Source organism: Oligoflexus sp., assembly GCF_035712445.1.
GTDB lineage: Bacteria > Bdellovibrionota_B > Oligoflexia > Oligoflexales > Oligoflexaceae > Oligoflexus.
The window spans coordinates 58,257-72,933 of record NZ_DASTAT010000143.1 but is presented as its reverse complement, the minus strand read 5'-3'; the positions used below and the strand labels follow the sequence as shown (position 1 = coordinate 72,933).

Genomic DNA, 14,677 nt, shown 5'->3' with positions numbered 1-14,677 from the left:
AATAGAAATAGCTATGTCTTATTAATTGTGGCAGGGCATTTGTAACCCCATGTCGGCGTCATAAGTGTCGGGCTTAAAAAGATCATTGGTATTCATTGATTAAGGTTTTGGTTGGGCGCAATACAATTGCGTGTAATCTCAAGCATTGACAATGCGCCGCTGAATCTATATCCCCAGCTTACACACTTTGGATCGTCCATTTGTATGAGGAAACATACTGTGAAATTGAACGTACTTGCGCTTTCCCTGTTTGTCTCGAGTTCGGCTTTTGGCTTCAGCCCTTACGAATACAAGTTCGTTGACCATAAAGTCGCTTACAAAGAGATGACTGTGGCGAATGATGCAACCGATACACCTGAAGCTCTTCAAGGTATCTGGTGGATGAACGGCAACCCCCTTGCTGATGAAATGGTTTCGTTCGCTGGTGTGAAATGGGAAGCAATCGAGGAAGAAGGTGAAGTTGTTGGATACAGAGGCTCGCTGCCTGTTTACGATGCCAAAGTTTGGAGCTGGCACGGTTCGCCTGCAGGCGTGGCTCTGTACGAGCTGGTCAGAAAATCGAAACTTGTTTACGTTGCTCAATTCAACAAAGATTTCAGCTACGGCGTCGTAACTCCGACCTTCCAACCAGGCGGCATTCCTCCTGTCGGTATTCCCCCTTCGAAACTTCTGACTTTTGCCATGCGTAAAGTCGCGGACGATGAATATAGCCGTGACAGCTTGATCCTTGGCGTACCATCGCAGTACCGCTTCCGTCGTTTGATTGACGCGAACGGAAAGGAAATTCCAGAGACTTTCAAAGAATTCCTTTCTTTGGTCGAAGCTCAAAAAGCGCTCTTCCCCGTCTGCAAAGCTGACAAATCTCCAGCTACCTTGCCAACGGCCTGCGCGAAGTAATATAACGACAGTCCAGAAGCCCCAGGCTTCTGGACGTCAACCCCACACTTCCATCTTCCCCAAACTTTTAACCTACACTTCCGCCCTTCACAAAATCTTCACAACCCGTCTCTAGTCCAAAAACCCTGTTCCTTCCTACCTTCATGGAAAATTGAGCCGCCTTTGCTCGGCGTACATATTAAATTGCATCCAATGCAATAGCTCACAATTTCGCTGACATTGTCGCCAGATCCTTTTATAAAAGATGCAGCTTTAGATTCTGAAACACACTAAGGAGGATTCATTTATGGTGACAAAGAAAGCGGGTCGCGTACTCAAAACCTTGAGCTTCATAGGCGCGGCCCTCTTGCCTTCACTCGCAGGCGCCGAGACGGCTTACGAAGGATCGCTGTATCGCGACGTTTGGGGGCAGGTGACTTCAGACCCTTACGCAGCGCTGCCTCAGCAGGAGGTGAAGGTTTCCAAATTCTTCGCCGGTTTGAAAGATCTGATGCTGGAAAGCTCCAAACGCACCCTTTCGGATCAGAGCGATGTTTTGCCTTATTTTGAAAAGCTCGTGCATCCCAACGGAATCTGCATGAAAGCGGCTTGGACGATTACCGAACCAAGCCCCTACACCGGCGCTTTCCGTCAGGGCACCAAAAACATGATGATCGTACGGGCCTCGACGGCTCTGACGAACACCAAGTCGAACCAGAACCGTGCGTTTGGAATCGCCGGCAAGATCTTCCCGACTTCGGATGAATTTCATGATAATCCTGTGAAAACAGCCAACTTCTTCACGATCGAAAACCTGGGCGGCACCCGGAAGAAATACTTCCTGGATTCCGTGAACACCAACGACATCATTCAAATCAACCCGACCTTCACGGCGTTCATGAAAAGCCTTGAAGGCCTGGTTGTGGTGCGTGATTTCCCCTTGGCTGAAGGCAGTAACCTTCAGACGGCTTTGATTCGTGAGCTGTATCCCATCAGTGAGCTGGGACTCAAGCCGGGTGAAAAGGCCGTGACTCCCATCTGGATGAAGATCGAAGCCGCCGAAGGCATGCCGCGGGTCGATGAAGATGATTTTCGTGACGAGCTGAACCTTGCGAATTATCCGCAGGGGCTGCGTTTCAGTATTTCAGTAGCCAGTGAAGGCAGCCGCTTTGGTGACAAAGTCTGGCAGAAAATTGGTCATATCGAAGTTCAGGAAACGGTTGTGTCCGACAGCTGTGACCACCGTTTGCACTTCGCGCATCCTCGCGCTCGCAAGATCTGGTAATTTTGCTGTAAGCGTGATGCAAAGGGCCCGCGAGAGGGCCCAGTGATTCAGGCAAGACCTTCTCGCATCCGCAGTTCTGAGCTGCGAATGAAAATGTTCAATGCGCCCAGAATGGCGAACAGAGGGAAGGGGAACGCGGCGCCCAGGCCCAGGGGTGTGATGGCGAGGAAGAAGATGATGCTGCCGACGCAGGCTATCTTCAGTATCGTGCCGCGGGCCAGGAAACCAAGAGCCAGCAGGAGCTGTCCAAAGGCTATGGCCAGGACGAAAACTCCGACGATGCCGGCGAAGGCGCCGCGGATAAATTCACTGTATGGACCCCACGCCAGAGGCGAATAGTTGAGGTAGTCCATCGGATTATTGATGGCTGTGAAGCTGTTCACGATCGCAGCGATGAAAAACATCACTGCGTAACCGTAACGGGCGGCGTTTGGTCTTTTCCAGGCCAGGACTGCCAGGGCCACGGCCACCGCGTTCGAGACAAAGTAAGGCACGGCCCATGTGGACCAAAAGTTCCCATCCATAGGTTTTCCCTTTCTGAAAAGATTCCACTCTGTCTTCAGCAAAATTTGGACCGCGGAAAAAAAACTGAGTTATTACGGAGCCTACGGAGATGGGCTGCGGGATTTGACGCGAGATCGCGCGCAGTGTGGGCGAGATTTAGCAGAGTCGCGTGTCGCGCGCACGAGGGCGAGATTTAGCAGAGTCGCATGTCGCGCGCACGAGGACCGGGATTAAGCAGACTCACGCGTCGCGCGCATGAAGTCGAGCCTCACGCGCATCGAAGACGAGCCCGAACGAATCTCCACGCGTGAAGGTGAGCAGACCTCACCGCAGCGCGGGAAAAGCCCGAGCATACTGCAAGGGAACAGGGCTCTCTGTTTTCGCATGAAGAGCCTGGTAAGCATGCAAAGGCCAGTAAGGATCACGCAGGAATTCCCGGGCGATGAAGACAAGATCAGCCTGCCCGGTACGGATGATCGCATCGGCCTGCATCGCTTCTGTAATCATACCCACGGCTGCGGTCGCTATACCGGCCTGATGCTTGATGGCCTCGGCAAACGGAACCTGATAGTTGGCGCCGACGGGAATGCGGGCATTCGGCGATATACCACCCGAACTGCAGTCGATAAGATCGACGCTTTCTTTTTTAAGAAGCATGGCCAGCGCAATGGAATCATCGATCGTCCATCCACCATCCATCCAATCCGAACAGGATAGACGCACACCCAAGGGCAGGGACTCGGGCCACACCTGACGCACGGCACGCACGGTTTCCAACATCATGCGGCAGCGGTTTTCAAAGGTCCCGCCGTAGGCATCCGTTCGTGTGTTGGATAAGGGCGAAAGAAAGGAATTCAGAAGATAACCATGCGCCCCATGCACTTCCAGGAATTGAAAACCCGCCGCGAGCGAACGTTCCGCCGCTTGCACAAAGGCCGCGATCGTCGCCTGAATCTGCTCCACGCTCATGGCTTCCGGTGTGGGATAGTTATCGCTGAAGGCAATCGCCGACGGAGCAATCGTCGTCCAGCGGCCTTCCTCGGCCGTTAATTCCCGATCACCAAGCCACGGAGTCTTGCGACTGGCCTTGCGTCCCGCATGCGCGATCTGTATTCCGGGCACAGCCCCGTGCTGCCGCATAAAGCGCGCGATACGGGCCAAAGGCTCCGCATGCGCATCCGTCCAGATGCCAAGGTCACCATCGGAAATGCGGCCCTCGGGCGTCACCGCGGTGGCCTCGATGATCACGAGCCCCGCACCGCCCACGGCACGCGAGCCGAGGTGAACGAGATGCCAGTCGCTTGCAAAACCCTGGTGGCAACTGTACTGGCACATCGGCGAAACACCAATGCGATTGCGAAGCGTGAGACTTCGCATGGAAAAAGGTTCAAACAGGTGAGTCATCATTCATCTCCTTCATCAGCACGCAAACGATAGGGTAGTGATCAGACGGCAGCTGCCGCCTGTCATGAAAGGTGGTCGGCAGCATGATCTCCTGATCCTCACCTTCAAAGCGATAACGATAGACATAGGTGCCCGCATGATCGAGACGGGCTCGCAGGGGCCGCGGAATGAAAATATAATCAAGCTGCTGCGCATGCAGCGTGCGCCCGAAAAAGGTCACATGCGTAAGACGCTCATGCTTGGGATGTCCCGCCAGCCAGAGCACGTCCTCCAGATCCGTTTTTTGATAAAGCGGAATGAACTCTGAAGCCGTCCCTTCCCGCGAGGCATTGCCATTGAAATCCCCGGCAATCATAATGGGCACCGCATGTTTCTTTTGCAGCGCATGATAGATCTCAATCAAGGCCCTTAACTCCGCCGCACGCCGCACCTGACCGCCAGGATCAATGCCTTCCATGTCAAAGCCCGATTTCAGATGCACCATCAGCAAGATCAGAAACAGCCCATTCGCAGGATCACGCATGAAAAGCGCCGGAATATCCCGCGATAAACGCCTCTCCTCAGGCTTACCCAGATCCATATACGCAGCCGCCTGAGCCGCGATGTGAAACTTCACCGGATCGTCTTCATGAGGAAAGGTGAAAGGCACCCGCCAGTGCATATGTGTGACGAGCTCAACCGTAAACGGCAGACCCCTTTTCACCAAAAAGCCATTCTCGATGCCGCGCTGCGAGTGCGAGGGGACCAGCAGCACTTCAAAGGCGTCATGCAGAAACCACTCGTTAAAACGGAGCAGCGACTCATGCCCGCCGACCTCGCAAATCCCTATGATATCCGGGTCCTCATCGCGGATCATCTGGGCCATCCCGCGCAGCTGCGCCAGTGATTTGAGGCGGGTTTCATCCTGGGAGAGGAGTTGCCACTGCTGCTCGGAAAGCGTTTCCATATCCTCTTTGGATATTTCATAGGCAGGATTCAGAAAAAGATCCTGCGCATTATACGAAACTATTTTCAGCCGCTTTGGCCAAGTTTTCCCGGGCACGGACGGTCCTTCCTGATGAGGTGACAAGTCAAAATCCTTATGATAAACGTGATCCAGCTGGAGCCACAGGGAGGTAGGCGATGGCGAATCTGAACCGCCGCTATCTCAAGGATCGGGCGGATCCCCGCAGCCCTTTTCAGGTTCTGCGTAAAAGACGACAGGGCTTTCTTCCGGAATGGACCCCCGCACACAAAGGCCAGGTTTATGTGGCCAGCTGCGACGGGCTGAAGGATGGTGTCTATAAAATAGGCAAATCCACCGATCATTTCAGTCAAAGATCCCAGGCTCTCTCGCAGCCCACCGGGGCACCGGGTTTTTACTTCCCCGTCTATCGTTTCGAAAGTGATCTCTTCGATCAGCTGGAAAAGGATATCTTCCAAACCCTGCGCGCCTTCCGTCTGCATCGCCGCAAGGAATTCGTGGAATGTCCCCTGGAGCAGATTGTCAAAAACCTGCGTCGGAGGCAAAGGGAATGTGCACCGGAGCTGGGATTTGCCGAGCATTTCTATTATCCGATCGAGGAATTCGAAAGCTTCATCACCGACCTTTACCAGGAATTCCTTCTGCACCCTGGTCCCCAGGACTGGCCCCTGATCTGTGTCTTTATCAGTCTCCTGACCGGCTTCGCGCCGTCGGATGTTCTGATTCGGATCGGTCATCAGCGCGAAGCGCTGCCGCCGCTCCTGGGCGGGCTGATCGAATCGGATGATGTTCTCTGGCTGACAGCCTATGTGCGGAGCCTTCTGCGCCACGGGCTCGTGCCTTTTGCCGAGGATCTGGAGGACGAATCCCTGGAATGGTCCCTGGCCTGGCTTGAGGAAAGGCTCTGGGACGCGATTCATAGCGCCCCCTTTCTGCGTAAAATCCAAGCGTTCAGTGATTTGCCGTCCACGGAAAATTTCTGCACCATGCTGCACCACAAGGCCTGCCAGTACTATGGCACCCAGAGCCCCGCAACCGATACGGTTGTCGCCCGGGCGCTCGAACGCATGCGCACGCGCCTCGATTTTCACTTCATTTAAAATGGGAATACGCCGATAAATTTCCGGAATTGGTTCATCCGGGATTGAGGCACAATGTTCAAACCGTCAGGGTTTTTACGGAATCAGGTCAGCGAACGCGAAGTCATCTGGGTTGTAAACCTGGCGTCCCTTTGCGGAGTCGTGGCCTACGTGCCCTTTGGTTTTATTTACCCACTGATTCTGGGGCCGGCCACGGTGGATCCCCTTTGGGAACGGCTCGCTCTGGCTGCCTTTGCGTCCCTCGGCTTCCTCTTGCCGCGTTTCCCGCAAACACGACCCTGGATGCAGGCCTTCATCTACCTTCTCTGCTTTATCTTCACGACCCATCTTTTCTTTCTGGTTTGCCGCAATGATTTGAACATGGCCTATCAAATGGGTTACGTCTGCACCATTGCCTTCATCGCCTTTTACCTCGATACCAACTTCATCTTCGTTCTTTATGTCGTCGTTAACTATATCCTCCTGGGTTTGTCGCTCTTTTTCAAAATCTCCTATGACAACCTATTTTTCGGAATGACAATCACGACTGTTCTGGGTATTGAATGGATTGCCCTGCATTCCCGACTTCGCATTATGAAATCCCTGGAACGGAGTCGGGCGGCGATCCAGGAAAAAAATCAGAAGATCCAATCCATACTCGAAAATATCCAGCAGGGCGTCCTTACCATCGAAAGCCCGAACGGGCAAATCGGTGCCGAATATTCCGCTTATCTCGATCGACTCCTGGGATTCAACAGCCCAAATCAGGCAGGCCATCTGCAGGATATCCTGGAGCGCACGCAGCTGTCGAAAGATCAAATCGAACAGGTGAATGCCGCCGTCTTTTGCATCATTGGTGAAAATGATGTGGCCCTGGCCCTGAATTATCATCTGTTCCCAAGGAGCGTGATCGAAGGAGAAGGATCAACGGCCCGTTATCTGGAGCTGGATTGGAATCCGATTTTTGATTGTGAGGGTCGCGTTGCCCAGCTTCTGGTCTGCATCCGGGACGTCACGGAGCTGCATAAGCTCAGGGCCGATGCCGCCAAGGGTCAGCAGGAACTGACCCTGCTCGCTGAACTTGTGAATATCCCCGGCAATCGCCGCCTGGCCGTGCTCGAAGCCTCGCGCAGTCTTTTGATGCGCCTGCCTTGGGGGGCGAATGCGTCCCAGATCCAGGTCATGCGTCTCCTGCATAACCTGAAAGGCAATGCCCGGAGTTTTGGGCTTTCGACCCTGGCGCAGGCTGCTCATGAGTGTGAAACTGCGGTTCAGCAGGGACATCCACCCGATGCAAGCCTTGTGGAGCCTTTGAATAAGCTCATCGAATGCTACCTGGATATCGCCGAGCATAAACTTGGTCACGGCACCCGCAAGGATGATGAGATTCGTCTGTCACGTTCTCGTTTGAAAAAAGCCGCAGCGGTGCTGGAGTCGCTTCCGAGCGTCGACAGGAAAACGCTACAGCCGCTCGTGGATATCGTCATGGACAGTCTGCATCTGACGCTGGAGCAGATCCTGGAGCCGCATTTGAAAATGCTGCCGCAGCTCGCCTGTGATCTTGGCAAAGCGCCCCCGCGCGTGCACATCGGGGATCCTGGCATCTATTGGCAACCGGAAAGCGCGGACTTTCTTGCCAACGTGGGGCTTCATCTGCTTCGCAATTCTTTGGATCATGGACTGGAAATCCCGAATGAAAGGATAAATGCGGGCAAAGTCGCTGAAGGTCAGATCTCGCTCGTTCTACAGCAGCGGAAGGATGGGATCGAGATCCTTGTGCGCGATGACGGGCGCGGATTGAATCTGAACCATATTCGGGAGAAAGCCCAGCGTCTTGGCCTTCTGGCGCCGGACGCTTCTTTGCGTCCCGAAGAGATCGCGGAGTTTATTTTCCATCCCGGTTTTTCCACAAGAAACAAGGCCACTCAGATCTCGGGCCGGGGAGTCGGATTGGATGTCGTGCGGGCGATGCTGCAGGAAGCGGGTGGTCATGTCCAGCTCGTGCTGGATGACCGGAATAGTTTTCCGCAGGCTTCGTTCGCCTTTGTCCTTTACCTCCCAAGCTGCCATCTGGCTCAGTGGGGCTCTTTAAGCGCATAACCCATGTAGCCCAAAGTCAGGCGTTTTGTGAATTGGAATGAAAATTCAGGATGCACGCGCCTTTTCAGAAGAGACGACCAGAACGGCCATTCCAGAAAACGCGGGCGCAGGCCCTGAAAGCCCATCACACTCAGCCCGGCCCGTGCCGCCATCTCTTTCAGTTCCTGAGGCTTGATGAAAAGATGCCAGACGTGAAAATGTTTGGGACAATCGCGGGCGATGAGTTGCACGGCATCAATCGCCAGGAATTTCGAAGGCAAGGTGCGGTTGAAGGTGTAAAAAATCAATAGCCCCTGTGGCTTCAGAACTCGTGACGCTTCGGCGATCGCCCGCCCGGGTTCATCCACATGCTCCAAAAAATCCATCATGAGGACCGCATCAAAGGAGGCAGCTGGAAAAGGCAGCGCATAGGCATCCGCAGGCCTATAATTCACGGATGTTCCTGACGGTGCGTGCCGCTCGGCCACTGACAGGGAACCCACGGATTGATCCACGCCCGTCACGGCATAGCCGTCGGTGGCAAGGTCGTTGGAGAGAAAGCCTGCGCCGCAGCCGATATCCAGAATGCGGGCGCCCGGTCCGCTGCGATGCGTGCTCAGGATCTTTCGAACATAGTCGAGTTTTAAACGCGATTCCGCTCGCAGAAGGGCGATGATGTGCTCATCATCATTGTACCAGCGTTCGCCCAGCTCGTCGTAAAACTGGTTGTTCACGGCTGGATTCAGAGTGTTTGCGCTCATGATAAACATTCCAGTAGAGGTGTTGATAAAGGCCCCATATCAAGACGATAGGCGGCAGCATTTTCAAGGCGAAGTGGTGCGGTGCTAGAAACCAGACGAGGCCGGCGGTCAGAAGAATGGGACCATGCAGAACGAAAAGCAGCGCATGACACCATTGTTCAGCGCCGCTGCACGCCGAGGCGTGGATCCATTCGTCCTTGGTAATGAAAAGACAGGAGGCGATGGCCAAGAACGCATAAACTCCGAGCCAGAGCGGGGTCGGAGCCGCCAGGGCCGGCAGCAGAACGGCGAGGAAGAAAAGGCTGGTATCAGCCACATGCCCCCAGCGTTCGAAAGCGGGAAGACCGCGCCGCTTGTGAAAGATGAATTCATCTATGGTCATGATCAGACCCTGCAGAGCGGTGAGGATTAGGAGGAGGATGCTGAGAAAAGCGACCATGCCCGCTCCTTAAATATCCTTGGCCAGAAGATTCATCATCAGCGTCAGACCTGGGCCAAAGGCTAGCGATACGATGCGTTCGCCCGCTTTCACCCGGGCATCGGCCTGCATGGAGGCCCAGATATGCGGCAGCGTGCTCGACGACATATTTCCGTATTGCTGCAGGATGGCTTTGCTGTGGCGAACAGCTTCATCGTCCAAGGCAAGGGTCTTCTGAACGGTTTCAATGATCAAGGGGCCGCCGGGATGCACGGCGAAGCGGTCAATGTCCTGAATTCGGAGTCCGTGCCGATCCAGAAATTGGCTGACCTGATCGCGCAGCACGTCGCGGATTTTCAAGCCTACTTTTTTACTGAGCACCATGCGAAAGTGTGAGTCGCCGGGCGTCCAGGTCATGCAGTCCGCAGATTCGGGAATTAAAGTTTCGGCATGATCCAAAAATGCGAGACTCTGCGGGGAACGCGAGTGGCTGAGATCGAGGCGCGCGGCGCCGTCCGCGAACAGAATATTGGCTACGATCTGGTCGGCTTCCGTGGCTGTCGGTGCAAGATGGAGACTGCAGAATTCCACGGAGAAAATGCTGACGGGACGGTCAATGCCTGACTGTCGTGTGTTTTGTGCCGGACGCACATATTGCGCGTGACGCTCGTTGTGAGACGGACGCTCGTTGTGAGACGGACGCTCGTTGTGAGATGAACCTCCGTATTGCGCCGCAAGCTCGTTCGTCGCCGCACGCTCGTTCGTCGCCGCACGCTCGTCCTCCGCCGCACGCTCACCCGTCGCCGGACGCTCACCCGTCGATTGACTCCGTAGGAGTTCGGCCGCCAGATTCAACGCGGGAACCGATGCATAGCATCCCATATGCCCGAGCTTCAGAAGTCGAGTCTGATTCTGCCAGCCTTTTTCCAACAAAAGTTTTTGGGCGGTGTAAGGCGCGTCGTAACCTGTGCAGGATACCTCGATCAGGTAAGAAGGTGCGACCGAGGACTCAGCAAAAGCCGCGCGGGCCATGATCATCGCTTCCTGAGCGAACAGGTGCATACGCTTTTCCAGAGGCGGTGACATCCAAGGTGTCGCTGTTCCATCCACGCGACGATCGTCTTTAAAAAGCACCATGCTGTTCCAGTCGGTGTGATTATAGTCGCTCAGGACGGATCGACGGCAACCGATACTGCCGTTGCTCAGAAAACGTTCGTAAAGCTGCAGCGCGCGGCCGTGTCTCGTGGCGCTTTCCCCTTGACCCTCGGCTGTCCGCTGCAACGCTTTCATCAGCCAGCTGATGGCGTCTTTTTGTTCGATGCAATAAGGAGCGGCGACGGGTACAATACGATTAAGATAAATCATGGCATACACCTGAGCGTGGAAGGAAAGCCGGGACCAGCCCGATTGCGAATAGAGCTGCAATATATGGGCCGGTGAATCCTTTGGCCGCTTTGGGGGCTGTCCAGACATTGTCTGTCGCCCGTCACGGATTTACGGAGAAAGCGGGTCGCATTGAAAGCCGCAAGGCATTCGGCGTAACAAAGACGGTGGTCAGATTTTTCTGACGCGAGTGGCCGCGCTTTCCTGATTGCTGCTGGCCATATCCGTCCCACATTCAGGATACAGATGGAGTTGATCGCCAGAGCTGTGACGGCGGCGCTTCTTGCCGACGCGCAGAAAATTGCGGTGAAGACAAAGCTATGAAAGCCGCAAAGGTAATCAAGTTCCCCGGAAGGATGCGTTTCTACCTTGAATGACATAGCCGGTAATGGTAGGGAACCCGCATGCATTTTTAGAGGAACCCTTCATGACACTTCATCGCCGCAATTTTATCAAAAGCCTTGGCTTTGCCTTCACGGCTCCCTATGCGATCAGCCTTTCGGAAACCCTGCTGGCCGGAACATCGAGTGTTGAAGCCGACCGCTATTTTCCACAGTCCGTGGCTTCAGGTGATCCCACGCCGCAGGGCGTGATCCTTTGGACCCGACTGAACCCCGAAGTGATCGTGGATGGGTCCGAACCGCTTTACTTCCAGATCTCCTTGGACGCTCTGTTCCAGGAAGTCCTTTATATGGGGACGGTCGCGGGCACTCATCTGGACGCGCAGTATGATTACACTGTGAAAGTGGATCTGGATGAAAAACCCGAGGCGCGTCTTCAGCCCGCGACCCGCTACTATTATCGCTTCATCTACCGCGGTGTCAGCAGCCGCACGGGCCGGTGTAAAACCGCGCCTGGCTTGGATCAAAACGTCGATAAACTGAAATATGCTTTGATCACCTGCCAGGATTATTCCTCGGGCTACTTCCACGCTTTTGATGCACTGGCCGATGAGGATCTGGACTTCGTCGTTCACGTCGGCGACTTCGTTTATGAATATGCGCAGTATCCCGATCTCGAATCGCATACGCGCCGCGTGCCGATTGCGAATGATGTGGCACTCAGTCTTGACGATTACCGGACCATCTATAAAACCTACAGGAACGATCGTAGCCTGCAGCGCGCCATGGAAAACCATACCTGGATCATCACCACCGATGATCATGAGACGGCGAACGATGCGAGCTGGGACTATCTGGAAGACGCCCTCAAGGTGGATGACAATCATCCCTTCGCCGCAGCGGAGGCCCCGGTGCGCAACGGATTGAAGATCTCAGCCCAGAAAGCCTGGACGGAGTTCGTTCCGGCCCGCGTGCAGCTCGATGAGAACGCCACGCATCCTTTCGCTTTCCTTAAAATCTACCGTAAATTCCAGTTCGGCAACCTCGCTGAACTCTTCATGACTGACACGCGGACCTATCGTACGCCTCAGGTGGAAAGCATGGTCGATGCCTCATCGGAACCGACCGAGAATCCCACCAGTCACACCATGCTGGGAACCGAGCAGCGCAGCTGGCTGATCGATGGGATGGCCCAATCCAAGGCGCACTGGAAGCTCTGGGGCAACCAGACCCTTCTTTCCCAGTTTGGAGTTTTGGAAAGGATTTCTCAGAAAACCCTGACTCTCCTGGCCGGATATGACGCCTGGGACGGCTACCGCGGTGAACGGCAGAAGGTCCTTCAGGAGCTGAAAAACAAGGGGGTCAAGAATCTCTTCGTCCTGACCGGCGATCTGCACACCTATATCAGCTCGTTCGTGAAGATTGATTACAATAAGCCGGGCAACAAGGATACGGATAACGTTGTGGGCTTTGAACTCATGACGCCATCCGTTACCTCCGCGAACTTTGCCCTTGGCCTGCAGCTGACAGCCAAGGCAGCCCCTCAGGGCAAGAAATCCTTTTTGGATCGCGTTTATGAATTCGTGGGTTCCAACTATACCAAAGGCTGGCTGGCAGAGCGCATCTTTGATGACAAGTTGAAACTCGTGAATCCACACTTCACGAGCTTCGGGGCGATTTACTATGGATACACCGTGGTCGCCATGGATAAGGACAAAGCTGAGTGGAAAGTGTATCACATCAATAAGGATGCGCCGACCGCTCGCGAAGCCGGCAAGAAACTGGTCCGCTTCCAGCGCTACTATCCGGCCCAGCTGAAATTCGAAAATCTTAAGATTTAAGCCAGGATCCCCAGACCCAGCCGGCCCCTGCCGAATCCATCCCTTGGGTTCGCAGGGGCCAGCCACCTTTCAGTGGCGAAAGTGAACCGCCTGGTATCCCCCATAATCCACCCCATTGTGCATGAATCGCACTTATGTTAGGATTCGCCGCTTTTGTAGGTTTTTACTTCTCAATGTCATCAGCCGCAAGGTCTCGACAGCATTGGGGAGGGCGTTTCCATCCATCCCTACCGCTAAAAACCTCCGCTTAAAATTACTTCATTTTTTTCAAGTGAGGACTTCATGCGTCTCAAGTTTTGGATGAGTCTCTGGATCGGTTTGAGCCTTGTGTCTGCCAGCCAGGCCCTGGCCGAAGTCAAAGCCTATCGGGCATCTATCCTGCATTTCACTGGCGATCCCGCCCGCCTAGGGGAGCAGGCCTATCAGTATTTCCAGGATGGGGCCCTGGTCATCGACAACGGGAGTGTGCGGGACGTCGGGCCTCACAGTGAAATCGCGAAAAAGTTCCGCGATGCCGAGTGGGTTGATTATTCCGGTCGTCTGATCGTGCCTGGCTTCGTGGACACTCACGTTCATTATCCCCAGACGGAAATGATCGCCGCCTATGGCGAGCAGCTGCTGCAGTGGCTGAACACTTATACTTTTCCCACCGAAAGAAAGTACAAGGACTACGATTACGCGCGCAAGCAGTCCCGCTTCTTTATAGACCAGCTCCTGCGCAACGGCACCACCTCGGCCCTGGTCTTCGGCACCGTGCATCCTGAATCAGTGGACGCTCTCTTCGACGAGGCCAGCCGCTTCAATATGAGGCTGATCGGCGGCAAGGTGATGATGGATCGCAACGCACCGGATTATCTGGTCGATACTGCCGAGACATCGTATGCGGAAAGCAAGGCGCTCATTCAGAAATGGCACGGCAAAAACCGGCTTCTTTATGCGATCACGCCACGCTTCGCACCGACGTCCACACCTGAGCAGCTGGCTGCTGCCGGACGGCTCAAGGCCGAGTTTCCTACGACCTACGTTCATACCCACGTCTCGGAGAATCCGAGCGAAGTGGAATGGGTGAAGTCCTTGTTTCCTGAGCGCAGCGGTTATTTCGATGTTTATGAGCACTATGGTTTGGCTGGTGAACACTCCGTGTTTGCCCATGGCGTGCACCTGACTGATTCTGAATTCGATCGCATCGCAGCCACACGCTCCAGCATCGCCTTCTGTCCCACTTCGAATCTCTTTTTGGGCAGCGGCCTTTTCAAACTGCTGCCGGCCTTGGATAAGGGCATTCGCGTCGGCATGGGCACGGATGTTGGTGCCGGTACCAGCTTTTCGATGCTGCAGACGATGAATGAAGCCTATAAGGTCGTTCAGCTTCAGGGGCAGAAACTCTCGTCGCTGCAAAGCTTTTATCTCGCCACGCTTGGCGGTGCCCAGGCGCTGGGACTTGACGACAAGATCGGCAGTTTCAAAACCGGCAACGAGGCCGATTTCGTGGTGATGAACTGGGGCGCGACGCCGTTGTCCAAACTCAGGAATAAGAACAGCAAGACCCTTCAGGAAAAACTCTTCGTCCTTCTGACCCTGGGTGACGATCGCAACGTCGTTGAAACTTATGTCGCTGGCAAGCGGGTCTATCGCGCGAAATAAACCGGGATTGCGCTCATCCCATCATCCTTTCTTATGACACTTCATCAGATATGTCACATTGATTGACTAAGGAAAGTGCGTTAACAAAGGGGTCGTTC

Annotated in this window: 12 protein-coding genes; 6 read left to right on the top strand and 6 right to left on the bottom strand. The window is 54.5% G+C overall.

Annotation, left to right across the window (positions count from 1 at the left end; genetic code table 11):
• Positions 1-219: 219 nt before the first annotated feature.
• Complete coding sequence (locus tag VFO10_RS30480; RefSeq protein ID WP_325145813.1) at positions 220-897, top strand: hypothetical protein; 678 nt, start codon at positions 220-222, stop codon at positions 895-897.
• 286 nt (positions 898-1,183) lie between these two features.
• Complete coding sequence (locus VFO10_RS30475; RefSeq protein ID WP_325145812.1) at positions 1,184-2,161, top strand: hypothetical protein; 978 nt, start codon at positions 1,184-1,186, stop codon at positions 2,159-2,161.
• A 47-nt stretch (positions 2,162-2,208) separates the two neighbouring features.
• On the opposite strand, the gene VFO10_RS30470 is transcribed toward VFO10_RS30475, so the two are convergent.
• The 3 genes from VFO10_RS30470 to VFO10_RS30460 all read right to left on the bottom strand — a co-directional run bounded on the left by VFO10_RS30470 (position 2,209) and on the right by VFO10_RS30460 (position 5,111).
• Entirely contained in the window at positions 2,209-2,685 is a 477-nt protein-coding gene (locus VFO10_RS30470; RefSeq protein WP_325145811.1) for a hypothetical protein, read from the bottom strand.
• Between the two features lie 304 nt (positions 2,686-2,989).
• Entirely contained in the window at positions 2,990-4,069 is a 1,080-nt protein-coding gene (locus VFO10_RS30465; RefSeq protein ID WP_325145810.1) for an NADH:flavin oxidoreductase/NADH oxidase, read from the bottom strand.
• Positions 4,053-5,111 (bottom strand): endonuclease/exonuclease/phosphatase family protein, encoded by a 1,059-nt coding sequence (locus VFO10_RS30460; RefSeq protein ID WP_325145809.1) that lies wholly within the window; start codon positions 5,109-5,111, stop codon positions 4,053-4,055. Before VFO10_RS30460 ends, VFO10_RS30465 begins: the two co-directional genes overlap by 17 nt.
• A gap of 80 nt (positions 5,112-5,191) precedes the next feature.
• Between VFO10_RS30460 and VFO10_RS30455 the strand changes: the two genes are divergently transcribed.
• Together VFO10_RS30455 and VFO10_RS30450 are read left to right on the top strand one after the other, a co-directional pair.
• The gene (locus tag VFO10_RS30455; protein ID WP_325145808.1) at positions 5,192-6,133 is read left to right on the top strand and encodes a GIY-YIG nuclease family protein; all 942 of its coding nucleotides are present in this window, start codon (positions 5,192-5,194) and stop codon (positions 6,131-6,133) included.
• Between the two features lie 54 nt (positions 6,134-6,187).
• Positions 6,188-8,212 carry an ATP-binding protein gene (locus VFO10_RS30450; RefSeq protein ID WP_325145807.1) on the top strand — a complete coding sequence of 675 codons (2,025 nt, stop codon included), beginning with the start codon at positions 6,188-6,190 and terminating at the stop codon, positions 8,210-8,212.
• On the opposite strand, the gene ubiG is transcribed toward VFO10_RS30450, so the two are convergent.
• The 3 genes from ubiG to VFO10_RS30435 are packed head-to-tail and all read right to left on the bottom strand — an operon-like array spanning position 8,188 to position 10,735.
• Positions 8,188-8,952: a bifunctional 2-polyprenyl-6-hydroxyphenol methylase/3-demethylubiquinol 3-O-methyltransferase UbiG gene (ubiG, locus tag VFO10_RS30445; RefSeq protein WP_325145806.1), complete on the bottom strand. Its 765-nt coding sequence runs from the start codon at positions 8,950-8,952 to the stop codon at positions 8,188-8,190. The two genes, VFO10_RS30450 and ubiG, sit on opposite strands and share 25 nt — an antisense overlap.
• Positions 8,879-9,391, bottom strand: a complete 513-nt coding sequence (locus VFO10_RS30440; RefSeq protein ID WP_325145805.1) for a hypothetical protein — start codon at positions 9,389-9,391, stop codon at positions 8,879-8,881. Before VFO10_RS30440 ends, ubiG begins: the two co-directional genes overlap by 74 nt.
• A gap of 9 nt (positions 9,392-9,400) precedes the next feature.
• Positions 9,401-10,735, bottom strand: coding sequence for a 3-oxoacyl-[acyl-carrier-protein] synthase III C-terminal domain-containing protein (locus tag VFO10_RS30435; RefSeq protein ID WP_325145804.1), 1,335 nt, complete (start codon positions 10,733-10,735; stop codon positions 9,401-9,403).
• Positions 10,736-11,180: 445 nt separating this feature from the next.
• On the opposite strand from VFO10_RS30435, the gene VFO10_RS30430 reads away from it, so the two are divergent.
• Complete coding sequence (locus tag VFO10_RS30430; protein WP_325145803.1) at positions 11,181-12,935, top strand: alkaline phosphatase D family protein; 1,755 nt, start codon at positions 11,181-11,183, stop codon at positions 12,933-12,935.
• A gap of 300 nt (positions 12,936-13,235) precedes the next feature.
• Positions 13,236-14,579 carry a guanine deaminase gene (gene guaD / locus VFO10_RS30425; protein ID WP_414697049.1) on the top strand — a complete coding sequence of 448 codons (1,344 nt, stop codon included), beginning with the start codon at positions 13,236-13,238 and terminating at the stop codon, positions 14,577-14,579.
• The last annotated feature ends 98 nt before the right edge of the window (positions 14,580-14,677 follow it).